Genomic DNA, 23,000 nt, shown 5'->3' with positions numbered 1-23,000 from the left:
TTCTCTTGTCTTTATCACATAGGTTCAACCTAAAGATCAAAATCCTCCCTCTCCTCACGAAAGGAATAATAGGTTGATTTTCCAACAATCAGATGATCAAGCAGACAAATCCCTAAGTCATCACAGGACCGCTTAATCTTTTGAGTAAAATCAATATCATTACGACTAGGATAGGCTTCCCCCGAAGGATGATTGTGAACCACAATCAAAGACGTTGCCATCAGATGACAGGCATAATGTAAAATCTCACGTGGCTCAGCAATCGAACGACGAACCCCACCAATAAAGACTGTCTTTTGCTGAATAATACGGTTCTGCGTATCCAAATAGATAGCCACCAGATGCTCCTGAGGCTTGTCTCCAATATCCAACATCATACGACGAGCCACCTGCTGACTGGACATAATCTGCTCAGAACGAGACAACTCAGCCTTCTGAATCCGCTTAGCCAACTCCACCATAGCCTTGAGCTCAATAGACTTCACACGTCCAATACCAGGAATCTCCTGAAGCTCATTCAAGGACAAACGAGACAAATCCGCCAAGCTCGTCATCCCTTTCAAAATACGATTGGCCATAGATAGAACCGACTCAGACTTGGTCCCTGTCCGCAGCACTATCGCCAACAGCTCTTGGTCAGACAACACCTCTGCTCCCTTCTGTAAGAGTCGTTCACGAGGCAAAAGCCCCGACTCCTCAGCTACAATACTATACATAAGAAAAAACCTCCTACTTACTTATTCGTAAGTGGGAGGGGGAAGTTAATTCAAATATTCAAAGATTCTATTATTATCATTATCCTGATAAATCTCTGTAAATGACGAACCAAATTCTTTATTTAAGTCTCTAGTTGTCAAAATATATTTTACATTTAAGTCTTTTAACTCATTTATATTTAAGTTAATATTTACATTATCGGGAACTGGTGTAGTCATAGATGTGTTCTCGTTCGTTAATGAATATTTTAAGTGTGCATATCTATTCCATACATCTTCATATTGATTTTGCTTATCAATTTTAGACATAAGTTGTCTATCGGGATAAAATCTAACACCATCTATACTTTTAGCACCAAACATTTGAACAAAGTGATAGAGATTTGTAGAGTCAGACATCCAAATCGCATTAGGATTTTTTCCTACAATGCTTTCAACTTCATGAGATAGTAATTTATTTTCAATAGCACCTATGCCATGTGTGAGTGGATTAACAGTCAATCCACTCACAGTTATAATGACTAACATAATAGGATAGAATACACGTTTTTTTCTATAAAGAATACAAATAAAAGCAATTAACATAATCACAATTAAAATAACGGATGTAAACCTTCCTAAATAATTCTTATAGATATCATCTGTTAGTCCTCTGTATAAGTAGAGTATAGTGACAATGAATAAAGATGGTAAAATTTTAGTTAACTTTACTCTCTCTAATTTATCCCATATAAAAGATATAAACCATATCGAAGCAAAAACTGCAATTACTGACATCGATTGCCACGACCTAGAAAATGGTACATAGCTAAACAATGTTAATTTAGATAGTACGGTTGGTATACCAACTATACTATAAAGCATCAGCATTAGTGAATAAACTACTAAGACAATCCCAAAGATGTTTTTATTGATATCTTTCCTTTTAATAACAAAAGGCAAGATTAGGAGTATGTAAAGTAAGAAATTAAATGAACTTGATAGTTCAACTTGGTTACTTACTTGAGGAGCCTTAAATGGCAGAACGATATTAAATAAGAAATCACTTAAATTTTTCCAAGTATATTCCCCACCAACAGAAATTCTTTTTCCCGGATATACAGTATGAAGAGTTGCTGATATTGCATCCCAACTCTGATAAATGGTCAATGCATCTATCGTAAGCGAAACAAATAAAGTTAATGTAATCACAATCACATCAAATAGTGTAACCTTTTTATTTCTTAATGCCTTGAAAAACTGTATTACTGTAAATAATAGAATAATATAAGCAAATGGGACTTGGAATGCTGGATATATAATTAATGGGAACCCAATAAGAGCAATTATCAAATTTATTGCCATTAATATTTTGAACATTTTCTTTTCAGAGTTAAAATAATGATATATAGACACCATTATCAATAATGAAAAGAATACCACATCGCCAAGATGTTGCATGAACCACCATTGTACTGTTGGTGTGAAAGTTATCCAAAAACTTGATACAGCTGATAATAGCTTACGCCTAGAGGTTAAAATCATAGCAAATTCATAAGCTAATAGTAGCATTGCTATAATTTTAAAACTCCAATACCAAGATAACCCTCTAGAGGCTCCTAAGAAAAGAAATCCCCAGTTAAATGGTTTCCCTATCGTTGAAATATGCCAGGATGAAACATTATAAGCAAGCATCATATTCTGACCTGTAACTTGATAGGATTTATTTGTAAAATGATTTCCTGTTTTTACCTGAGATAAGTAAAAAGGTGTTTGGACTAACCATTCATCAGATCTGATTGGTCTAGGACTACCTATGATAGTATCATCCGTACGATACAGTGATGGAACCCATAACTTTAATTTTTGAAAGCCTTGATAATCGTCAACTGTCTTTGTTTCAGACTGAACACCTGACACGGTTTCTCTAACACCAAAGTTATTCCAATTAGCAATTGAACTACCATTAAGATTCAGACTTACTGAACAAATAAGAGCAAATAGAGCGATTACGTAACGCCACTTGATAAAAGATATCCCAAAACTACGAGCTTTTTTCATAAAATTATTTTCCATTTCTAGAGTTGATTAAAAAGAATTAACCAGTAAGAAATCGCTGGTAAAATTGCCAATAACGAAATTATAGTCAGGTATAATCCAGATGATATTTTTCGTTTAGGAATTATGCTTAATAAAATGAAGTAAATTGGGATAAAATATCGTTCTTGAACTCCATCAATGGTATGACTACCAATTTCTGAGAACTGTAAGTAAAGTATGATAAATACCGAAACAATAAAAGCAAAAGAAATTAAATACTTTGAAATCTCAAACAACTTAAAATAAATATTTCTTTGTGCTTTCAGATAGTTTTGACTATTGTATTTAGCAAATACTGATAACACCAGTGCTGTAGCACTCAAGTAGGTAAACAACTTTGGAATTGCATGTACAGCTAAATCATTCGTATACCCAATAGTATATACAAAAAAATTATAGCCCAATAATGTACGAACAAGTAGGGTTAAAAAACTTGGAATATCTGATAAGATAAAACTCAACTGCTTGAACGTATCTACATTTCTACCAAAATAAGCACCTGTATTAATGTTCTTAACAATCAGTACCCACCATATAGTTACCAAAAAACTAAGACCAAAAAGAAGCAATAAATAAAAGTATGCCTTATGTTCAAAATTTGATCTTTTTTTAAGTAAGAACGCAAGCGGTAATAGCAAAAATAAATATAGGAATATTGGAATTTTTCCCATTGATAATAATATCGTTACAATCGAGACAGCTAGTACATCATTTAAAGTAATGTTTTTTCCTTGCTTTAAGGAATAAACCACTCTCAATATTACAGCAAAGAATAAAGCTGAGATTGCAACCATATAACCATCGGCAGAAATATTAGTCCAACTAACTATTACAGTCGGAATAGTAGAAATAAATGCTAAAGTAAACTTCCCAACTGGTGTAATTTTGATAGCAAATATAAACAAAAGAAAATAGGTTAAGAAACCAATAAGTCTCATTAACAAATATTCTGTAACAGGCTTTATTCCAATAATTTTCGACAAATAAGCTGTAAAAACATATGGTAAGTAAGAAAAAGGTGTATAGGGAACAGTATTTGTATTCACATAAAACCTTTTCTGATTAGTAAAAGGAATTGAAGAAAATTTATGATACCAATCTTTATCCGTCGCTTTATACTTAGTAGAATTACCCGATTGAACTTGCTTAGCTTTTTCTATAAATTCATATTGTGTATATGAAATTTTTCCTCCAGCAAGTGCAGGATTCCCATCCTGTAAACTAAGCAAATTACCATTTGAAAGTTCAATACTCCTTGCGTAATGCCCCATTTCATCTAATCCCACCATAGGGCTCCTCAAAGTAATAGACACTAATCCCGTAAGTAGAGTAACCATCAGAATGATCGTGAGTACAACATTACTATAACCTTTTCTACTAAAAAAATTATCTTTTATCGTTTCCATAATAGATTCTATCAATCCTTATAAAAGTCGTAGATTTTCAACTCATACTGCATTCTATTTTGTCTTACTAGTGTATCTAAAATAAACCCTGCAATAAAAGATAAAGCGGCAAGAATCATCACCCCCGTTGCTAAAATTGCTGATGGCATCTTAGCAATTAATCCTGTTTTAGCAAATTCAGTTACTACAGGAATTCCTACACATAGACCTAAAATAAATAATACAAGACTAACTAAGCTAAAGAACAAAAGAGGTTTATAATCTTTAAAAAGGTTAAAAATCATTTTAAGAACTTTGAAACCATCTGAGAAAGTATTTAACTTAGATTCACTGCCTTCTGGTCTATCTTGATAGGTAATCGGAACCTCGACCAATTTAAAACGTTTATCTAATGAGTGAATAGAAAGCTCTGTCTCAATTTCAAAGCCAGGGGAAAGAACTGGAAAGGTCTTAACAAAAAGTCGATTAAAGCCCCGGTAACCAGTCATAATATCTTGATAATTACCCTTATATAATTTATTCACTAGAAGTCTGACTAAATTATTACCGAAACCATGAAAACCTCGTTTATTTTCTTCAGCATAAGTACCATTTGATAATCTATCACCAATGGTCATATCAGCCATACCTGAACGTAACGGCTCTAAAAGTTTTTCTACCTCATCTGCGGGATAAGTGTCATCAGCATCAACCATAATATAGTAATCAGCATCAATTTCACGGAACATAGATCGAACTACATTTCCCTTACCCTGTCTAGGTTCAAAACGGACAATCGCCCCTGCTTCTCTTGCTAATTCATTAGTTTTATCTTTAGAGTTATTATCATAAACATAAATATCCGCATTTGGAAGTACCTTCTGAAAATCAGCAATAACCTTTTGGATAGTCACTTCTTCATTGTAAGCTGGTAAAAGCACCGCAATTTTTTCTGTCATAATTTCTCCTTCATATTATTAGATTTAAATTTTCTCTTTATTCTTCTCAAAATATACTTCACAGCGGTTCCTGGACCTACAATAATATACTTGAGAGCACCTTTTATACCACCGATATTATCAAAATTAATATAGGTATTTGGTAAAGTATCAGGTCGGATATTCAATACAACATTATCTACAAAAGGCGTAATATAGATATCATTTTTTGCAATGGCATAATCATAACGTCTTGCCCATGCAAGGTAAACCAGAATACGCTCAATTGAATGCAAAATGGTATGTTGAGGAATTGGTTCTGCTGGGATTTCTTCATCTTGCAAATCAAGGTCAAACAATGGTTTTAAAGCATCGTACTTGAACCAAATAAATGTTCCATAACTCATGATAAAAGTATTCATCTTATCAAAGTCAATATCTCGACCAAGATTCATACGCTCCCATAAATCATTCATCCCCTCAGCAAAACGATTCTCATTCCAAGGATCCACAATTTTAGTATAACGGAAGAAACTTGGAATATCAGCAATCACTAGACCTAGTCTATCATCACGTTCTAAGTTCGCAATAATGTTATCAGCAGGTTGAATTAACATTGAGAAAAGTTCATTTCGCCATGAATCTCCAACCCAATAAGGGTATTCTGGTGATTTTTTAGTATGGAAATGTCCAATATAATCATAAGCAGAAAGTTCATCTTTCAACTTAAGCATTGGAATAACATCACGTCCACGATTTCCAGTAATAAAGATTCGAGCTACTTTTCCATTCTTATCAAGGATAGACTGAATCTCTTCCTTCTTCTCTTCTGAATCCGTAGTTAGGAAGAGGTCATAAGTAAAATGAAAATTCTCAAATTGGTTTAAAAAGTCCTCAAGTAAATCAACATAGTAAGTATGGAGATGTACAGCAATTTTTTTTGTGTCTGAATATGTCTGTGAGCTTTCCTCAATAACTTTGCGATCAAGTAAATAAGGTGGAGTTGGTAAACTCATATCCGACATGTGAGACAAAATGAATTCTACCGGATAGTCTGTTCTATTCTCGATTTCCTTAAGCAAATAAGGAGCGAGGTGCTGGGTTAAATCGAATGTCTTAACCTTAATGAACGGAACCCCTGCATCAAGCAAAACATGAGGATAATGAATTGTAAAATTACTATGGAAAAACTTATCATTTAGTGGGATCGTATTAAGAATCGATTCATACTTAAATCCAGCATCCATAAATCTCTTGGTATAAAGAGTTTCATAATTATCAATTACCTTTTGAACATCTTCAAAACTCTCAACTGACTTCCAAAACTTTTGGAACACACTAGATTCAACTAAACGTTTTTTAAATGAAATAAAGTAAGATTGCAAATGTTCATGAATATAAATATCACCAGCCTTGATTCCTTGATGATTAGTCATACCCCAAAAATCTACATTTGAATTTGATTCATATTTATCATAGATTGGTGCCATATCCCATAGAGGACCAAAACAGGTATCATTCATAACAGTGACAGAATCATACTGTTTCAAGTTATCAAATCCAACAAATTCCATACCATCATGCCAAGCAGCAAAATCGTAACCTTTATTCTCACGTTGGATAAAATCATCAATCAAGTATTTATCACGAAGTTTCTGTACTTCACTTTCACTAAGACGACTATTTGAAATAAAAACCAATTTATCAAACAACGGTCTCATATGTTCAAGTTGATAAAATACATGTCGACTAATATGATCATATTTATTGAAATGAACATAAAGCAATAGACGTTTCATTTACTTCTCCTAAAGAAATTAATAATTTTAGTTGGTATTGTCCATCTTCTCGAAGTAACAACACTGTTATATTGGATTTGTAAGTCATCATATAGACTTTGTATACGATTCAACTCACTAGTCAAATTAGAACGTAACTCTTCTTTCTCTTTTTTCAAAACTTCAATATACTCGTTTTGGTCATGAGAAATCTGTGATACTTGATTTAATTTCAAATTCAAGTCTTCTATCTGACGATCTTTTTTAAAAACTAAGATATCCAAATCACGATCCTTAACAAGCGCTAAGTGTGAAATTCTTTGAATATCCTGATCTGGATACTTGTTGAGATATTTAATTTGAGAATCTAAGATACCTGTGAACCGCCTTTCAGCAGTCTCCAATGTCATGGGTTTTGAATCAGATCCCAAATTCATACGATATACAGTAGTGGAATCACTCAAAAAAGAAATTTTAGTGCGTTTGAATAATTCAAGTTGCAACTCAAATGTATCGTCTGAGGCTGTATCGCTAATTTGAGCAGATACATCTTGCATAAGAGTGGTATCAACCAACCAGGTTGAAGCCATTGTCATTCCTTTCATGACAAGCATCTCTTCGTAAGAATCAATTAAAGGAAGTGCCTTATTAGCAAAAGCATCTTTTTGGATAAGATTTCCGTCTAGGTCTACCATGTCAAATTCGGTATTTGACCATAGTGAATCTGTTGAAGCATCTAGCAAATCAACTTGCTTTTGAAGTTTTAATGGGTCCGTCCAAAAATCATCACTATCACATCTCGCGATGTACTGACCCTTAGCTTCTTGGCAAACTTTTTTCCAAGTTCTAGTAATGCCAAGATTCACTTCATTACGAAAAGTTCTAACTTTTTCAGGAAACTTATTTTGATACTCTTGAATAATCTCATACGAATGATCTGTCGAAGCATCATCAATGATAATAATCTCGAAATCAAAATTTGTTTTCTGATTGAGAAAGCTATCCATAGCTTCTCGTACCCAATCCCCCTTATTATAATTGGTACAAATAATCGATACTTTCATTCAAACTTTCCTTTTTCTCTTAAGAAAAACTCCACTTCCCATTTCTTTGAATAATACCAGTTGCAGAATCTTTGGCTGACTCGTCATCTTCATCAATATCATCCCTATTTAGAACAATAACTGGAATCTCATCAGCCGGAAGAAAGGCTAGAACTTGATTATTCGCATCCCTCACAGTAATTTCGAGTTTTAACTTAATATCGTTTAACCCTGCTAGTGAGCACTGGTAGTTTACTTTAACATCACCCTTGCCACTTGTTAAGTTGTCCATCGTATTATCATTGTAAATCCAAATATTACGATCAATATCTGTAAATGAGATAGCAATATAAGTAGGCACATCTTCTAGCAAAGTATACGTCAAATCAAATGAAATTGGTTCATTTGGTGTAGCCCTCTTAGAAGACAACAGTGATAACTTCAGATTTTCCACAAGCGAACCACTTCTTTCAATTCCTGATTGTTCTGAAGTGATTACTTGTTCTGTATTGTCAAAACTATATTGATTGGCAACGTCTCTTGGCTCGCCTTTGGCTTTAATGTAGCCATCCTCAATTAAAATAGCCTTGTTACAGTACTTCTTAACAGCCCCCATATCATGAGTTACAAGAATTGTTGTTTTCCCTGATTTCTTACGTTCCATAAAGTAGTCATTACACTTACGTTGGAAAGCCTCATCACCTACTGCAAGAACCTCATCAAGGATAAGAACATCACCCTGTGCCTTGATAGCCACAGAGAAAGCCAAACGGACCTGCATACCAGACGAGTAGTTCTTGAGTTTTTGGTTCATGAAATCTTCAAGTTCTGCGAACTCAACAATCTCATCATACATGGCGTCCACTTCTGCTGTCGTAAAGCCAAGCATTGCTCCGTTCATATAAACATTCTCACGTCCAGTTAATTCAGGATTAAATCCGACACCAAGTTCAATAAATGAAACCATTTTACCATTTACTGTAACCGTCCCTTGTTCAGGAACATAAATTTGAGAAATAATCTTCAATAATGTCGACTTTCCTGAACCATTTCGTCCCACAATTCCGAAGAAATCACCTTCCTCAACTTCGAAGTCAATATCCTTCAAAACATGTTGTTCTTTATAGCCTTTGATTCCTTTAAATCTATTTACTAAGGCAGTTCTAAGACTTTGAGTAGACTCAACCGGTAATTTGAAAAACTTACTTACATGGTCCACTTTAACTGCAATTTTCTTTTCTGTCATTAGAGAATCTCCGCGAATTTTTTAGCTTGATGATGGAAAATGTAGTAACCAATAGCAAAGATAACAAGTGGTAGGAAATACGGAATAATAGCAATAGCTTTATGTCCAATTAAATCCCAACCACGTAAGCTACCCGAGAAGACAATAAAGTGTCGCAAGTCCTGAATAATTTGTGCTAAAGGATTCAACATCATCAGTTTTGCAATCTTAACTTGTCCACGTTGCAAAATAAAGGTCAACGAATAGATAATAGGTGTCGCATACATACCAGCTTGCATCACTACTTCCCAAATCGGACCGATATCACGGTACTTAACAAAGAGTGTTGCTAAGACAAAGGCTATACCAGCTGAAAAAAGGAAGAGTTCTAGGAACAATGGAATAACAGTTAGCCATCCTACTGAAAAATTAACACCATTTACCAAGGCAAAAACGAAGACAACCAAGAGGTTAATCACATAGTTGATTGAAGCCCCAACAACAGATGAAATAACGATAATCTCTTTCGAAAAATTCAATTTTCGTAACAAGTCTCCCCTTGATACAATTGACATCATCCCCATACTTGTCGCTTCTGAAAAGAAACTCCATGTAACCATACCGATTAAAAGACCGATAGCATAATGCGGTGTCCCGTCATCAAAACGCAAGAAGCGAACAAACACTAGGTACATAATTGTAAAGAGCATAAGTGGTTTCAAAATCGACCACAAATGACCGATTAAACTACCTTGATAGCGCAATTTGAAATCGGTTTTAACCATTTCTCGTAACAAAATACGATTTTTCTGACTAAAAAAGTCTAACATCTTTCTCTCCTCTATATGCAAACTTTGTAAGAATCAATGTCGTAAACACAGTTGTGTGAAATGCTCTATTTTTTCGATAACCGTATTTTCGAATACGTGCTAAACGTTCTCTAAATGGAGCATCCATAATTGTTACAAAGTTTTCAATGATTTCCTTATTCTGTGAACTTAACGGGAGTTCCAGCAAATTTTTAGCCTGGTCTTGGCTAGCTTTGATAAGACTCCAATATTTGGCAAAAAGGATATGGGGTCTAACCCAATTTTTCATCCGCTTTCGCAAAGTTCGAGCTCCAAGGACATTACTACTATGTTGACGATAGAGCTCAGTTGCCTCATCAATATAGACTAAGTTACCAAAGGCAGAAGCTAGCAAACCTAGATACCAGTCATGCATCAGTAAATCATACTTTTCCTCACCAGTCCATAGTTCTGCTAAAGCGTGGTTAATCATAGCAACACCACCAGTAACTGTATTTTCAGTCAACTCTTGAATCAGCTCAGTATTGGCATGGTCAGACTGAGTACGAATCATACTATCATGAAGGACAGATAAATTTTCATCCACTACCTTTAAATCAGTGTAAATGAGTAAAGGCTTATCCTGAGAATACTTTTTTGCTTCTGTCACTTGAAGTGAGATCTTTTCAGGAAGCCAAAAATCATCTTGGTCACTGAAACAATATAGGTCTGCCTTACTATACTTAAGAAGTGCGTGGAAACTTTTGATAACACCAACATTCTCAACATGATTCTCATTAATAAAGCGAATACGTGAGTCTCGTGTAGCCAGTTGTTTAATAAGTTCAACTGTTCCATCAGATGAACCATCGTCACGTATGAGAAGTTCCCACTCCTGATAGGTTTGCTCTTGGATACTCTTAACCTGTTCCTCTAAATACTGCTCACCATTGTAGGTTGACAGTAAGATATTTACTTTCATGATAAAAATAACTCCTCGTACTCACCCACAATTTTTTTCCAAGTAAAGTTCTGTTTCATATTCTCCTTAGCTAACCTACCTAGTTCAGAAGAATCAAAAATACCGTCTACTTGGTCAATCAAATGAGACAGATTTCCCACTTCTTTTTTCCAGTAACGAGCCGTATCTTGAGCTACAGACTTGTTAAAAGAGACACCTAATACTAAATTCAAATCAGTTTGTGCCATGGCTTCCAGTAAGCCTGGGTTGGTTCCTCCAACCTCATGACCATGAATATAAGCAAAAGCTTCTTTGCGTATATATTTTAATAGGTCTTGATCATAAACTGTTCCAACAAACTTCACACGTGAATCCGTATCAAACTGTGTTTTGGAGCGCAATTCCTCAAAATAAGCATTGCCCTCATGATTACAAATAATAATTAAATCACGTTTTGTTGAGGAACTCATAAACTCACGAATAGCCGTTTCATAGTTATTTTCTGGAACAAAACGACCAAGAATCAAATAATAGTTTTTCTCGTAAGTATTCCATGTCTTGTAAATATCTCTAACTTTAGCATCCTGATTTGTTAGTGTTGTCGGTGATAAATCTGTTCCATAAGCAATATAAGTTGTCTTAGACCACGGATAGGCATCTTGAATATAAGTTTCAATTCCTGGATTATCCGAGATAACCAAGTCAGCATGTCTTGTCATCACTTTCTCAGAATACTTTAGATAAGCTTGTACTGGCTTGGGCCACTTAGCTCGTTTCCACTCCAAACCATCTGGATTAATGTAGAATTTACCACCAATTTTATGAATCTTGCCAGCAAAGGGAGCTACAAAGGCACCTATAGTATTTCCTAAAACATAGAAAATCGGTTCTTTTATATTTTCCTTACGGATTATCTTCAAAGCGTAATTAATAGCCATCATATCATAGGCAATAACGCGAGCAGGTCCTAATTTGGGTGCCTTAATCGTGAAACAATCTACACCTTTATATTCGAAATGCTCATAGGCCTTTTTATCAGAAAGGCAGGCAACATGGTATTTAATTTGAGATGAAACTTGGTTGGAGACTAATTGATCTACAAATGTCTCAAAACCACCGTATTTTGCTGGAAGTCCACGACTTCCGATGATGAATACGTGTTGCATAAATCCCCTTTCTAACAAGTCTATAATCTAATCAATTATACCATTTTACAAGGCTTTTGCCTAATACAAACAGAACAGCAGCCACAAAGGACTGCTGTGTTTTTATTTCACTTCTTGTTTGTAAAACTCTTTCAAAGCATCTTGCCAAGTTGGGATGACAAATCCTGTAGCTTTAGCTTTAGTCAAACTCATTGTTGAGTTAAGTGGACGTTTAGCCTTAGCTGGGAATTGGCTTGAATCAACAGGTTTCACTTCAACATCAGTATCTTTGAGGATTTCAACCGCAAAGTCATACCAAGTTGTATCTTCTGTTGCATCATTTGACAAGTGGTAATAACCATATTCCTTACGATTTTCAGCCAAATAAGTCATAAACTCTGCCAAAGTACGTGTCCAAGTTGGACGACCGTGTTGGTCATTAACAACTGTAAGTGTCTTGTGAGTCTTAGCAAGGTTTTGCATGGTGAAGACAAAGTTCTTACCATAGTTACCGAACACCCAAGCAGTACGTATAATGTAGTAGTTTGACACATGTTTTTCAACTAGCTCTTCACCCATACGTTTTGTACGACCATACTCTGTCTGTGGATCTGGTTTGTCATCAACTTCCCACTCTTGACCGACTGGTTTTTCACCATCAAAAACGTAGTCTGTTGAAATATAAACCAGCGTTGCACCATGTTTTTCAGCAGCCTTAGCGACATTTTCAGTACCAGTCACGTTGATAGCATAGTCAAGTTCTTTACCTTCATCTTCAGCAGCATCAACAGCTGTGTAGGCAGCACAGTGATAGACCAAGGTTGGTTTTACTTCCGCAAACACTTCATCTACTTTTTCAGCATCTGTGATGTCCATTTCTGCCACATCTACTGCTACATACTCTTCGTTACGCTCGTCAAGAAGGTGACGAAGCTCGGTTCCGAGTTGGCCATTTGCACCTGTTACTAGAATCATATTTTTCTCCTTGTAATTTTCATTAATAGCACTTTAATTTTATCAAAAAAAGCAGAAAAAATCTGCTTTCATTTATAATTCTATACAACAAATTTATTTGTATAAACAGCTGGTTATCTTCACCCTTTTTCTTTAATAACATACACTGGTCGTTTCTTGGTTTCTAGGAAAATCTTTGAGATGTAGTTCCCGATGATCCCCAAGGCTAAGAGTTGGATTCCTCCGATAAAGAGGATGATTGAGACGAGGCTTGCCCAGCCTGCAACACTCCCACCTATAGTTAGTTTTCGGATAACGACAAAGACAATTCCAACCAAAGAGATTAAGAATGAGAAGGTTCCTGCCCATGTGGCAAGCTTCAACGGTACTTCGGAGAAGTTAATAAAGCCATCAAGTGAATAGCTCAATAGGCTCCAGAAAGACCATGAGGTTTCTCCTGCCACACGTTCACGATTTTCATAAGAGACGTAGGCCACATCAAAGCCAACCCAAGAAAAGAGGCCTTTTGAAAAGCGATTCACTTCCTTGAGCTCAAGGATGGCGTCAACAACCTGACGCGTCATCAAACGGAAATCACGCGCCCCGTCTACCATTTCTGTGTCAGAAACTTTATTAATCAACCAATAAAATGCCTTAGCAAAGAGTGAACGAATAGGTGGTTCACCTTTGCGGTCTGCACGTCGTGTCCCGACAACGTCGTAACCTTCTTGGATTTTGGCATACATCTCGATAAGAAGTTCAGGTGGATCCTGAAGATCGGCGTCCATAACTGTGACGTAGTCGCCTTCAGCTGCTTCAAGTCCTGCAAGTAAGCCTGCTTCTTTCCCGAAATTACGAGAGAAAGAGAGATAGTGAACATTTTCAAATTGTTTTGAAACCTGTCTCAAAACCTCTAAGGTGCGATCTTTTGAACCGTCATTGACAAAATAATAGTTGAAAGTCAACTGATTGGTCATTTGTCGTTCAACTGCCTGACAAACCTCTAAAAAAGGATGGATGGTCTCTTCCTCGTTATAACAAGGAACAACGATAGCCAGTGTTTTCATAAGCCTTCTCCTAACGAATACCTAGGGCGATACGGGCATAGCGGCTCATCTTTTCGATAGTCCATGCTGGTGTCCAGACCAATTTAACCTCAGTCTTAGTGACTTCAGGCACTTCTTTCATAGCGTCATAAATTTGGTCTGTCAAAAGATCTGCCAAAGGACAGCCCATAGTCGTCAAGGTCATGTCGATTTCAGTATAGCCATCTTGCTGGAAACGGATATCGTAAATAAGGCCTAGGTTGACAATATCAATCCCCAACTCTGGGTCAATGACCATTTCTAAGGCTTCCAAGATACGGTCTTTGATTTTTTCAATTTCTGCTTCAGTGTATTTTACTTCAGACATAGCTTTTCCTCCAAAATCAGGGCCTAATAATCAGGCCCCTTCCATTTACTATCTTAGTCTTCAATAAAGTCTTTAAGTTGTTTACTACGGCTTGGGTGGCGTAATTTACGAAGGGCTTTAGCTTCAATCTGACGAATACGTTCGCGAGTGACGTTGAAGACTTTACCAACATCTTCCAAAGTACGCATCTTCCCATCATCAAGACCGAAACGAAGACGAAGAACATTTTCTTCACGGTCTGTAAGGGTATCAAGCACTTCGTCCAATTGTTCACGAAGAACTACACGAGTTGTGTAATCTACTGGATTTTCGATAACTTCATCCTCGATAAAGTCACCCAAATGGCTATCATCTTCTTCACCGATAGGTGTCTCAAGAGAAACTGGCTCTTGAGCAATCTTAAGGATTTCACGAACCTTATCTGGAGTCATATCCATACGTTCAGCGATTTGCTCAGGCGTTGGATCTTGTCCCAACTCTTGCAAGAGGTTACGTTGTTCACGGACCAATTTATTGATAGTTTCAACCATGTGAACTGGGATACGGATGGTACGTGCTTGGTCTGCGATAGCACGTGTGATTGCTTGACGAATCCACCATGTCGCATAAGTTGAGAATTTGAAACCTTTAGAGTAGTCAAATTTATCAACGGCTTTCATAAGCCCCATATTACCTTCTTGAATCAAGTCCAAGAACTGCATACCACGTCCCACATAACGTTTTGCGATTGAGACTACCAAACGAAGGTTAGCTTCTGCCAAACGTTGTTTAGCTTCCAAGTCACCATTTTCAACAGCGATAGCCAATTCTTTTTCTTCTTCGTTACTCAAGAGAGGCACTACCCCAATCTCTTTGAGGTACATACGAACAGGGTCATTGACCTTAGCTGAGTTTGAACCAAGAAGCTCCTCGTCTGTCAACTCTTCTGGTTTTGGGGCTTCAACAACATATTTAGATGAAGGATTTCCGTCCTTATCTGTGATAGAGATACCACCGTCTGTCAAACGTTCCAAAAGGTCATCAATCCCATCAGCATCAAGAACAAATGGGATAACTAGTTTCTCTGTGACTTCATCATCAATTGCTGTACCAGCCTTTTTGTGGTTACGGATGAAATCAGCGACTTGAACGTTAAATGCTGTATTTTGTTTTTTCTTTGCCATGTGTTACTCCATATCTCGTTTTTGGTCGATGAGCATTTGCAGGGCTTCCACCGCTGCATCCACATCACCGTGGTTACTTGATTCTCTTATTTGTTTACTTTGCCTACGAAAGTCCTGTTCCCTCAGAAAATGATTTCTACGCTCTTCAATAGCCTGGACTTCCTCTAAACTGGTTTCAGGGGGTAAAATCTCCTCTAAAACCTGATAATAGGCTGTTTGCACCTCTTGAGAAAGTACAGACAAGGCCACCGTATCGATTTGACCATCTTGCTTCAGAATATGATAGAGCTCCTCTAACTCAGGTGTTTGGAAGAAAAACTCCTCTCTCATGCGATAGTCATTCAAAATCATCGGATGATTTAACATGCGATGGAAGAGTTGGTTTTCCGCGCGACGAAGGCCTGTAATCTTAGGTGTAGAAGGTAGTTTGACCGTCCCTCTGAATCCTGGCGCTGAAGACTCATAAGCACCATTACTAGCAGCCGATAATTGAGCCGTCTGCTGATTCCTCATAGTCAATCGTTCGTTATTGACCGCTTGCTCGACTTGGAAAAAATCAAAATCTGGCAAAAGGTCAGCCACCTTAGAAATGTAGGAATTTTGTGCCGTCACAGAAGGGGACTTGGCAATAATCTTAGCAATCTGCTCGACATAGGCAATCTCTGCTTGAAGATTGTCTACATTGGCAGGCTTGAGCTGTCCTATCCAAAACTCCACATCTGAAATGCGGGATTCGACCAAGAGTTTACCCAAAGCCTCTTCAGATGTTTTCTGTAGATATTCATCAGGATCCATATTATCTGGAATTTTAACAATATCGACTTGAAAATCCGATAAAAGCTCAAGAGACTTGGCAATCGCATTTTGCCCAGCCTTATCACCATCATAGGTAAGAACAATTTTCTTGGTTAACTTACGAAGGCGATTGACATGCTCAGGGGTCAAAGCCGTCCCCATAGAAGCCACAGCATTAACATGCCCAGCTCTATAGGCAGCAATAACATCCATGAACCCTTCCATCAGATAGACCTCATGGGTTTTCTGTATCACTGGCTTAGCCTGATCGAGGTGGTAGAGTTCATAGGACTTATTGAAAATACGAGTAGCCCTTGTATTTTTGTACTTGGCTTGTCCTTTTTCAACATCTTCCTTAGTCCAAACACGCCCTGAAAAACCGATGGTCTTTCCAAACTCATTTTTAAGCGGAAACATGATTCGATTTTTAAAGGTATCGAAAAGACGATTACTTTCAGAAAGATTAAAAAGTCCTGATTCTGTCAGTACCTCTTCGTCATATTTTTTTGATACAGACTGATAGAGGTAATCTGGTTCGTCAGGGGCTAGACCAATCTGGAAGGTCTTAAGTAAATCGTCAGTCATGCCACGTTCATAGAGGTAGGCACGCGCTGCTTCTCCTATCTTAGTCGTCATCAAGACTGCGTGATAAAACTTAAGCGCATCCTCATGAAGATCATAGAAAGGTTGATTAGGAGAATTCTGCTGCTGAGCCTGTCTTGGTGCGTCTATCGTAACTGCAATACCTAAGCGGTCTGCCAGAACCTTGACACTTTCTTGGAAAGAAATCTGACGGTATTCCTCTAAAAATTTAAAGACATCTCCAGACTTTCCACAACCAAAGCAATGGTAAAACTGCCTATCCTCAATAACGTTGAATGAGGGAGTTTTTTCCTTATGGAAGGGGCATAAGCCAAGGTAATTACGACCTGCGCGATTAAGACTGACAACTTCACCAATCACGTCGACGATGTTGGTGCTGCTCTTAATATCTTCTATTAAAGCTTTATCAATCACCATCTAATCGCCCCCTATCTTACCATAATTGCATTACCCCTAATTATAACACGATGAAAAATGAAAGTAAAATAAAATTGATTTTACATGAGCAAATCTCTTGTCAAGATTTACAAAATCAGATAAAATATTAAAAGTAAATAAAAGAAAGGATTCATTGTCAAAATGATTAAAGAACTTAAAGACTTTTTGTTCAAGGGTAACGTCCTTGATCTTGCTGTAGCCGTTGTTATGGGGGCTGCTTTCAACGCTATCATCACTTCACTTGTTGGTGATATCATCACACCACTTATCCTTAACCCAGTTGTTAAGGCCGCTAACGTTGAAAACCTCTCTAAATTGTCATGGAACGGTATCGCATACGGTAGCTTCTTGAGCGCAGTTATCAACTTCATCATCGTTGGTACTACTCTCTTCTTCGTTGTTAAAGCTGCTAGCAAAGCAACTGCTCTTAGCAAAAAAGAAGCTGAAGATGCTGCTGAAGCAGCAGGTCCATCACAAGAAGAATTGCTTACTGAAATCCGCGACCTTCTTGCAAACAAATAATCTTTATTTGTTCAACTAAAGACATATGAAACTTAAGACGTCTGAAATCTCAGACGTCTTATTTTTTATATCTCATACCTACTAACCGACTTCTTTATTCGATGAAAAGAAAAAAACTTGAGAAGACTCAAGCTTTTTTCTGTTAATTTCATTCTTAATTAGAATTTTTTACGTTTGCGAGCTGCCTCTGATTTACGTTTACGTTTTACAGAAGGTTTTTCGTAATGTTCACGTTTACGAGCCTCTTGAAGAGTACCAGCTTTAGTCACAGAACGTTTGAAACGACGAAGAGCGTCGTCAAGTGATTCGTTTTTACGTACTACTGTTTTTGACATTGAATTCACCTCCTCAAGATAATGTAACATTTTACACGTTCTATTCAAGTATACAAGACTCGCCTTTTTCTGTCAAGAAATATATTTAAGTTTAGGAATTTTTGCTATTACAGTTGACTTCTAAGTCTACTAAAACTATCCAAGTTTTTTCCTATACAAAAACTAGAGGAGGCATCTCCCCTAGCTACTGATTTATTCAACTGCTGTGTATTTAGAAGCATCCTTGATGTACTCGTCGTAAGTACCATCTGCTTTCAATTTCTTGACGACTTTGTTGACTACTTCTTTCAATCTTTCGTTGCCTTTAGCCATAGCGACTGCTTTTGCATCGCCATCATCAACTTTGAGGGCAACGCTTGCCAAAGCCAAATCTGAATTTTGTGCCACGTAACCTTCTGCTACTGGTTTTTCAAGGTCAACAGCATCAACTTGGCCAGATTTCACCTCGTTAATCGCCTCACCCATTGCTGTAAGTGATACGACTGTTGAATCTTTCAATTGTTTCTTAGCAAGGCCTTCTTCAATGGTACCTTTTTGAACTGCTACTTTCTTACCTTTGAAAGCATCAAGACTTGAGTAAGTAGACTCTTGATCTTTGCGAACGATGATAGCATTTTGTGTTTCGTAGTAAGGATATGAGAAATCAAAGGTTTTCTTACGTTCGTCTGTTACTGAGATACCTGAAATAGCAAGATCAGCCTTACCTGATTGAAGGCTAGAAAGGACATTGTCAAAGCTCATTGTTGTAACTTCAAGCTTAACACCGAGTTCATCAGCGATAGCTTGTGCCAACTTGATATCTGAACCAACTACTTGGTCTTTACCATCTACCAAAGTTTTGAACTCAAATGGAGCATAGTCTGGGCTGACAGCCACGACAAGTTTTTTATTTTCTTTAATGGATAAGTAAGCATCCTTTTTTGACCCACAAGCTACTAAAGTCACAGTAGCAAGGAGAGCCATAGCCCCAAGGAAAAGTTTTTTCATTTTCATAAGAAACTCCTGTATAAATATAATTTTTCGCTTGTTATTTTACTTAAAATTAGTAGCATTGTCAACATTTATTAAGAAATTGCGACAGTTTTTCCAAGCCCTTTTGAAGGACCTCCTTATCGCAACAATAACCAATGCGGACATGCGACTCCTTGTCAAAACGGTTACCTGGAACCACAAGCACACCGTACTCCTGAAGAAGCTCTAAGGCGAACTCTTCAATGGGACGGTCAACATCTAATTTGACGAAGGAAGTTGACACACTGGCAGGACGAATCCAGCTAGCCTTAGGCTCTTTGGCAATCCACACGTCCATAAGAGCTAGATTTTCCTCTACAATCTGACGATTACGTTCCAAGATGGCTTCTTTATTTTCTAAAACAAGGGTAGCCACCATATCGTCGAAGACACCTGCACAAATCATTGTGTAATCGCGGTAGTCCCGCAGAATGTCTGCCACCTCAGTATTAGAAGCTACCCAACCAACTCGAATACCAGGAATCGAATAGGTCTTTGACAGACTATTGACGGCAATGCCCCTTTCATACAAATCCACAATAGAAGGCGTAGGCTGGTCAAAACTGAGATAGACCTCATCTGAGAAGATATAGCCGTCTACTTCTTTAGCGATAGCCACCAGCTCCTCGAGGTAAGCAGCGTCCATAAGGGCACCGGTAGGATTGTTGGCGTTGTTAATACAGATCATCTTGGTATTAGGGCGAATCAGACGACGGAGTTGGTCCAAATCAGGCAACCAGCCCTTGTCCTCTTCAACCTCCCAGAGATCCACGTCTGCCCCTAGCGACTTAGGAATGTCATAGAGCTGTTGATAGGTCGGATACATGGAAATGACATGGTCGTCAGGCTCAATAAGAGCGTAAAGAGCTAGCATCGTCGCTCCTGTAGCCCCATTGGTTTGGAGGATATTATCAACCGGCATGTTCTTGTATAAGCTAGCCACTTGAGTCTTGAACTCTGGTGACCCCTCAATCCAGCCGTAATCCATCTTTTTCTTTAGTAGTTGGGCAAAAAAGGCGTCCTTATCAAGGCCTGACAGGTCAAATAATTCTTCCATTGTGAGGGCCTTAATTGAAACTCCTGCGATATCATATATGGCAGATTTTTCATGGACATTAAGCCATTCTTCAACACCAAAACGTGGTAGCTTCATAGTTTCTCCTTGCTTTTCTTAAGCACTCTATACGATGTCATTTGTCTATTTTGACAGACTTACCTACTTTGATAATAACTGTTTTTAACAGAGAATTCAATAAAAAATGGGGGATTGCCCCATTTTAGATTTAAGACTATTTTTGAGACTCTCTTTAGTGGGCAAAGCGAGTGTCAAACGAAACCTTCCACCGTGATAAAAGCACCTGAAATTTACTATTTTCAGGTGCTCGGAAGTTTTAAATTTACTTACTTTGTTTGTAGGTTGATGCTTCTTTCAACCATTGGTCAAATTTTCCAGAGTCCTTAGTCTCTTTGATGACGGCATTGATTTCTTTAAGCAAGTCATCTGAACCCTTACGTGTTGCGACGGCATAAGCATCTGTGCCATCTGACTTGAGATTAAAGTTGGCAAGGGTTAAATCATCATTTTGAGCGATATAACCTTCTGCAATGGCCTTCTCAAGTACAACTGCTTGAAGCTGACCTGACTTGAGTTCGTTAATCATTTCACCATTTGAAGACAGTGATACGACACTTGCCTTAGGGATTTGTTTCTTAGCAACGGTTTCTTGGACAGACCCTTTTTGCGTACCGACCGTTTGTTTTGCGAGACTATCAGTGCTTGTGTAGTCATTTACCTTGTCTTTTTTGACAATCACTACATTTTCTGACGTATAGTAGCTGTCAGAAAAATCATAAACCTTCTTACGTTCGTCTGTCACCGAAATCCCTGCAATGGCGATATCGGCTTTACCACTTTGCACGTTAGCAAGAACATTATCAAAAGACATCACTGAAAATTCAACCTTTACACCAAGTTTTTCACCGATAGCTTTGGCCAATTCGATATCTGCTCCAACCAGCGTATCTTTGCCGTTAACCAACGATTTGAACTCAAAAGGCGCAAATTCAGATTCTGTTGCCACGACAATTTTCTTCTTTTCCTTAATCGTTTTGGGACTTACTCCCTGACTTCCGCTACAAGCAACTAGAAAGCACGTGGCGACTAGAGCTGTAAGGATAAACCAAACTTTCTTCATATAATAACTCCTTATTTGCTAGAACTCTTAAGTGAAAGAGTGTAGGCATCTTGAACATAGCTGTCAATCTTACCTTCTTTTTTGAGTTTAGCGATAACCTTATTAACCTTTTCTTTTAGCTTATCGCTTCCTTTAGGCATTGCTACAGCATAGGCATCTTTTGAATCAGACTTGAGCGTGATGTCTGACACAGCTAGGTCACTGTTTTGATCTACATAACCTTGTGCAATGGCTTTTTCAAGAACCACTCCTTCAACTTGACCAGACTTCAATTCATTGATGGCTTCACCAGGTTGTGCCAAGGATACCACATTAGCATCTGACAAGTTTGCTTTGGCAATATTTTCTTGAATAGAACCTTTTTGAACGGCTACAGATTTTTTAGCAAAATCACCTGTTTCTTTGTAAGTTCCTGTCGCATCTTTTTTGACAACAAGAACCGTTTCAGACTCATAGTAGGTATCTGAGAAATCAAAGATTTTCTGACGTTCCTTAGTGGCAGAGATTCCGGAAATGGCGATGTCTGCTTTACCAGATTGAACATTTGCTAAGACATTATCAAAAGACATTTCAGAGAATTTGACTTTTACGCCAAGCTCATCTGCAATAGCCTTGGCAATTTCGATGTCTGCTCCAACAATAGTATCCTTACCATCTTGGATTGTTTTAAACTCAAAAGGAGCAAAGTGCGGATTAAGAGCGACAGTCAAAGTCCCCTTATCTTTAACTTTATCTAAAGTGTTAGTCGATGAAGAACAAGCCGCTAAAGCTGTCAAAGCAAAGACACCTGCAAGTCCCAATAAAAGTTTTTTCCATGGTTTCATAATCAATCTCTTTTCTATATTTATTAACTATGTAAGTATAATAATGCATTATTATGCATTTGTCAACGAAAAAATGGACTTTTATTGATTATAATTTTTATTTTTATTAATATTGGCATTGCTATAAATCTTGTAATTCGTTCATTTTAAAGCCTTCTATCTGATTTTAAGACAAAAAAACTATTCATTCATTTGAATAAATAGTTCATTTTATTACCAAAATTCTCGGACGAAGTCATCTTCAAGGCGCTCCCGATAGAAAAGTTCTGAGAGATTGTCTTCTTCAAAGACACGTAGCAGATTGAGCATGTCATAAGCCAAGTCCATCTTAGGCACATCCTCCCTGGCAACCCAGCGAACTTCGCCCTCCTCTGTTGAATGGATTTCTCCTTCAAAATCTGAGGTCCTATAGAGGAAAACCAAGTACCGTTCGTTATCTGTCGTGTAAAAATGCTTCATACCAACTAATTTAGGGTTTTTGATGGTCAAGCCAGTTTCTTCCTTGACCTCACGAATAACTGACTCCACTAGCCCCTCGTGTGCTTCAATATGGCCACCAGGTAGGGCAGCACCCGACCAAGAATAACGCTTGGGATCGCGGATTTGCATGACAATATTTCCATGACCATCTTCGATGAGACACATATTGGTCAGAATAGTTGCTTGTGAACGTGACATATAGTTCCTTT

General features: G+C 37.5%; 22 protein-coding genes. 1 reads left to right on the top strand and 21 read right to left on the bottom strand.

Going from position 1 to position 23,000, the window contains the following annotated elements:
• Positions 1-29: 29 nt before the first annotated feature.
• The 15 genes from radC to dnaG form a co-directional block, all read right to left on the bottom strand.
• Complete coding sequence (radC, locus tag HMPREF1517_RS09760) at positions 30-716, bottom strand: RadC family protein (protein WP_037601712.1); 687 nt, start codon at positions 714-716, stop codon at positions 30-32.
• Positions 717-761: 45 nt separating this feature from the next.
• Positions 762-2,756 carry a DUF7657 domain-containing protein gene (locus HMPREF1517_RS09755; protein ID WP_037601709.1) on the bottom strand — a complete coding sequence of 665 codons (1,995 nt, stop codon included), beginning with the start codon at positions 2,754-2,756 and terminating at the stop codon, positions 762-764.
• Positions 2,757-2,773: 17 nt separating this feature from the next.
• Positions 2,774-4,201 carry a DUF2142 domain-containing protein gene (locus tag HMPREF1517_RS09750; RefSeq protein ID WP_232219575.1) on the bottom strand — a complete coding sequence of 476 codons (1,428 nt, stop codon included), beginning with the start codon at positions 4,199-4,201 and terminating at the stop codon, positions 2,774-2,776.
• A gap of 11 nt (positions 4,202-4,212) precedes the next feature.
• Positions 4,213-5,139: a glycosyltransferase family 2 protein gene (locus tag HMPREF1517_RS09745; RefSeq protein ID WP_037601703.1), complete on the bottom strand. Its 927-nt coding sequence runs from the start codon at positions 5,137-5,139 to the stop codon at positions 4,213-4,215.
• Positions 5,136-6,917, bottom strand: a complete 1,782-nt coding sequence (locus tag HMPREF1517_RS09740; protein WP_037601700.1) for a rhamnan synthesis F family protein — start codon at positions 6,915-6,917, stop codon at positions 5,136-5,138. The genes HMPREF1517_RS09745 and HMPREF1517_RS09740 overlap by 4 nt, the downstream gene beginning before the upstream one ends.
• On the bottom strand, positions 6,914-7,960 hold the full coding sequence (locus tag HMPREF1517_RS09735; RefSeq protein WP_037601697.1) for a glycosyltransferase family 2 protein: 1,047 nt from the start codon (positions 7,958-7,960) through the stop codon (positions 6,914-6,916). The genes HMPREF1517_RS09740 and HMPREF1517_RS09735 overlap by 4 nt, the downstream gene beginning before the upstream one ends.
• A gap of 19 nt (positions 7,961-7,979) precedes the next feature.
• Positions 7,980-9,185 (bottom strand): ABC transporter ATP-binding protein, encoded by a 1,206-nt coding sequence (locus HMPREF1517_RS09730; RefSeq protein WP_002891458.1) that lies wholly within the window; start codon positions 9,183-9,185, stop codon positions 7,980-7,982.
• The gene (locus HMPREF1517_RS09725; protein ID WP_037598308.1) at positions 9,185-9,994 is read right to left on the bottom strand and encodes an ABC transporter permease; all 810 of its coding nucleotides are present in this window, start codon (positions 9,992-9,994) and stop codon (positions 9,185-9,187) included. Before HMPREF1517_RS09725 ends, HMPREF1517_RS09730 begins: the two co-directional genes overlap by 1 nt.
• Positions 9,978-10,934, bottom strand: coding sequence for a glycosyltransferase family 2 protein (locus tag HMPREF1517_RS09720; RefSeq protein WP_037601693.1), 957 nt, complete (start codon positions 10,932-10,934; stop codon positions 9,978-9,980). Before HMPREF1517_RS09720 ends, HMPREF1517_RS09725 begins: the two co-directional genes overlap by 17 nt.
• Complete coding sequence (cps2T, locus tag HMPREF1517_RS09715; RefSeq protein ID WP_037601691.1) at positions 10,931-12,079, bottom strand: beta 1-4 rhamnosyltransferase Cps2T; 1,149 nt, start codon at positions 12,077-12,079, stop codon at positions 10,931-10,933. Before cps2T ends, HMPREF1517_RS09720 begins: the two co-directional genes overlap by 4 nt.
• Positions 12,080-12,181: 102 nt before the next feature.
• A complete protein-coding gene (gene rfbD / locus HMPREF1517_RS09710) occupies positions 12,182-13,033 on the bottom strand; it encodes a dTDP-4-dehydrorhamnose reductase (protein ID WP_037601688.1) in 852 nt (283 codons plus the stop codon).
• Positions 13,034-13,152: 119 nt separating this feature from the next.
• Positions 13,153-14,079, bottom strand: a complete 927-nt coding sequence (locus tag HMPREF1517_RS09705) for a glycosyltransferase family 2 protein (protein WP_037601685.1) — start codon at positions 14,077-14,079, stop codon at positions 13,153-13,155.
• Positions 14,080-14,089: 10 nt separating this feature from the next.
• Positions 14,090-14,425, bottom strand: coding sequence for a metal-sulfur cluster assembly factor (locus tag HMPREF1517_RS09700; protein ID WP_002884757.1), 336 nt, complete (start codon positions 14,423-14,425; stop codon positions 14,090-14,092).
• Positions 14,426-14,478: 53 nt separating this feature from the next.
• The gene (rpoD, locus tag HMPREF1517_RS09695; protein WP_002884252.1) at positions 14,479-15,588 is read right to left on the bottom strand and encodes an RNA polymerase sigma factor RpoD; all 1,110 of its coding nucleotides are present in this window, start codon (positions 15,586-15,588) and stop codon (positions 14,479-14,481) included.
• A gap of 3 nt (positions 15,589-15,591) precedes the next feature.
• Positions 15,592-17,403, bottom strand: coding sequence for a DNA primase (gene dnaG, locus HMPREF1517_RS09690; RefSeq protein WP_037601682.1), 1,812 nt, complete (start codon positions 17,401-17,403; stop codon positions 15,592-15,594).
• A gap of 162 nt (positions 17,404-17,565) precedes the next feature.
• Between dnaG and mscL the strand changes: the two genes are divergently transcribed.
• Positions 17,566-17,946 (top strand): large conductance mechanosensitive channel protein MscL, encoded by a 381-nt coding sequence (gene mscL / locus HMPREF1517_RS09685; protein ID WP_037601679.1) that lies wholly within the window; start codon positions 17,566-17,568, stop codon positions 17,944-17,946.
• 158 nt (positions 17,947-18,104) lie between these two features.
• On the opposite strand, the gene rpsU is transcribed toward mscL, so the two are convergent.
• From rpsU to HMPREF1517_RS09655, 6 genes are all read right to left on the bottom strand, one after another.
• Positions 18,105-18,281, bottom strand: a complete 177-nt coding sequence (rpsU, locus tag HMPREF1517_RS09680) for a 30S ribosomal protein S21 (RefSeq protein ID WP_002884573.1) — start codon at positions 18,279-18,281, stop codon at positions 18,105-18,107.
• Between the two features lie 192 nt (positions 18,282-18,473).
• Positions 18,474-19,268, bottom strand: coding sequence for a transporter substrate-binding domain-containing protein (locus HMPREF1517_RS09675; RefSeq protein ID WP_037601831.1), 795 nt, complete (start codon positions 19,266-19,268; stop codon positions 18,474-18,476).
• Positions 19,269-19,335: 67 nt separating this feature from the next.
• On the bottom strand, positions 19,336-20,445 hold the full coding sequence (locus HMPREF1517_RS09670; protein WP_037601677.1) for an aminotransferase: 1,110 nt from the start codon (positions 20,443-20,445) through the stop codon (positions 19,336-19,338).
• Between the two features lie 244 nt (positions 20,446-20,689).
• Positions 20,690-21,487, bottom strand: coding sequence for a transporter substrate-binding domain-containing protein (locus HMPREF1517_RS09665; protein ID WP_037601673.1), 798 nt, complete (start codon positions 21,485-21,487; stop codon positions 20,690-20,692).
• An 11-nt stretch (positions 21,488-21,498) separates the two neighbouring features.
• Positions 21,499-22,311 carry a transporter substrate-binding domain-containing protein gene (locus HMPREF1517_RS09660; RefSeq protein ID WP_037601670.1) on the bottom strand — a complete coding sequence of 271 codons (813 nt, stop codon included), beginning with the start codon at positions 22,309-22,311 and terminating at the stop codon, positions 21,499-21,501.
• 213 nt (positions 22,312-22,524) lie between these two features.
• On the bottom strand, positions 22,525-22,989 hold the full coding sequence (locus tag HMPREF1517_RS09655) for an 8-oxo-dGTP diphosphatase (protein ID WP_037601667.1): 465 nt from the start codon (positions 22,987-22,989) through the stop codon (positions 22,525-22,527).
• Positions 22,990-23,000 lie beyond the last annotated feature (11 nt).

The organism is Streptococcus sp. ACS2, assembly GCF_000525585.1.
Lineage (GTDB): Bacteria > Bacillota > Bacilli > Lactobacillales > Streptococcaceae > Streptococcus.
Note: the sequence above shows the minus strand (reverse complement) of the source record. Positions and strands in the feature narration are given on the sequence as shown.

Coding starts and splice junctions, on each gene's coding strand:
- radC (WP_037601712.1), bottom strand. CDS start 716: ATGTATAGTATTGTAGCTGAGGAGTCGGGGCTTTTGCCTCGTGAACGA.
- HMPREF1517_RS09755 (WP_037601709.1), bottom strand. CDS start 2,756: ATGAAAAAAGCTCGTAGTTTTGGGATATCTTTTATCAAGTGGCGTTAC.
- HMPREF1517_RS09750 (WP_232219575.1), bottom strand. CDS start 4,201: ATGGAAACGATAAAAGATAATTTTTTTAGTAGAAAAGGTTATAGTAAT.
- HMPREF1517_RS09745 (WP_037601703.1), bottom strand. CDS start 5,139: ATGACAGAAAAAATTGCGGTGCTTTTACCAGCTTACAATGAAGAAGTG.
- HMPREF1517_RS09740 (WP_037601700.1), bottom strand. CDS start 6,917: ATGAAACGTCTATTGCTTTATGTTCATTTCAATAAATATGATCATATT.
- HMPREF1517_RS09735 (WP_037601697.1), bottom strand. CDS start 7,960: ATGAAAGTATCGATTATTTGTACCAATTATAATAAGGGGGATTGGGTA.
- HMPREF1517_RS09730 (WP_002891458.1), bottom strand. CDS start 9,185: ATGACAGAAAAGAAAATTGCAGTTAAAGTGGACCATGTAAGTAAGTTT.
- HMPREF1517_RS09725 (WP_037598308.1), bottom strand. CDS start 9,994: ATGTTAGACTTTTTTAGTCAGAAAAATCGTATTTTGTTACGAGAAATG.
- HMPREF1517_RS09720 (WP_037601693.1), bottom strand. CDS start 10,934: ATGAAAGTAAATATCTTACTGTCAACCTACAATGGTGAGCAGTATTTA.
- cps2T (WP_037601691.1), bottom strand. CDS start 12,079: ATGCAACACGTATTCATCATCGGAAGTCGTGGACTTCCAGCAAAATAC.
- rfbD (WP_037601688.1), bottom strand. CDS start 13,033: ATGATTCTAGTAACAGGTGCAAATGGCCAACTCGGAACCGAGCTTCGT.
- HMPREF1517_RS09705 (WP_037601685.1), bottom strand. CDS start 14,079: ATGAAAACACTGGCTATCGTTGTTCCTTGTTATAACGAGGAAGAGACC.
- HMPREF1517_RS09700 (WP_002884757.1), bottom strand. CDS start 14,425: ATGTCTGAAGTAAAATACACTGAAGCAGAAATTGAAAAAATCAAAGAC.
- rpoD (WP_002884252.1), bottom strand. CDS start 15,588: ATGGCAAAGAAAAAACAAAATACAGCATTTAACGTTCAAGTCGCTGAT.
- dnaG (WP_037601682.1), bottom strand. CDS start 17,403: ATGGTGATTGATAAAGCTTTAATAGAAGATATTAAGAGCAGCACCAAC.
- mscL (WP_037601679.1), top strand. CDS start 17,566: ATGATTAAAGAACTTAAAGACTTTTTGTTCAAGGGTAACGTCCTTGAT.
- rpsU (WP_002884573.1), bottom strand. CDS start 18,281: ATGTCAAAAACAGTAGTACGTAAAAACGAATCACTTGACGACGCTCTT.
- HMPREF1517_RS09675 (WP_037601831.1), bottom strand. CDS start 19,268: ATGAAAAAACTTTTCCTTGGGGCTATGGCTCTCCTTGCTACTGTGACT.
- HMPREF1517_RS09670 (WP_037601677.1), bottom strand. CDS start 20,445: ATGAAGCTACCACGTTTTGGTGTTGAAGAATGGCTTAATGTCCATGAA.
- HMPREF1517_RS09665 (WP_037601673.1), bottom strand. CDS start 21,487: ATGAAGAAAGTTTGGTTTATCCTTACAGCTCTAGTCGCCACGTGCTTT.
- HMPREF1517_RS09660 (WP_037601670.1), bottom strand. CDS start 22,311: ATGAAACCATGGAAAAAACTTTTATTGGGACTTGCAGGTGTCTTTGCT.
- HMPREF1517_RS09655 (WP_037601667.1), bottom strand. CDS start 22,989: ATGTCACGTTCACAAGCAACTATTCTGACCAATATGTGTCTCATCGAA.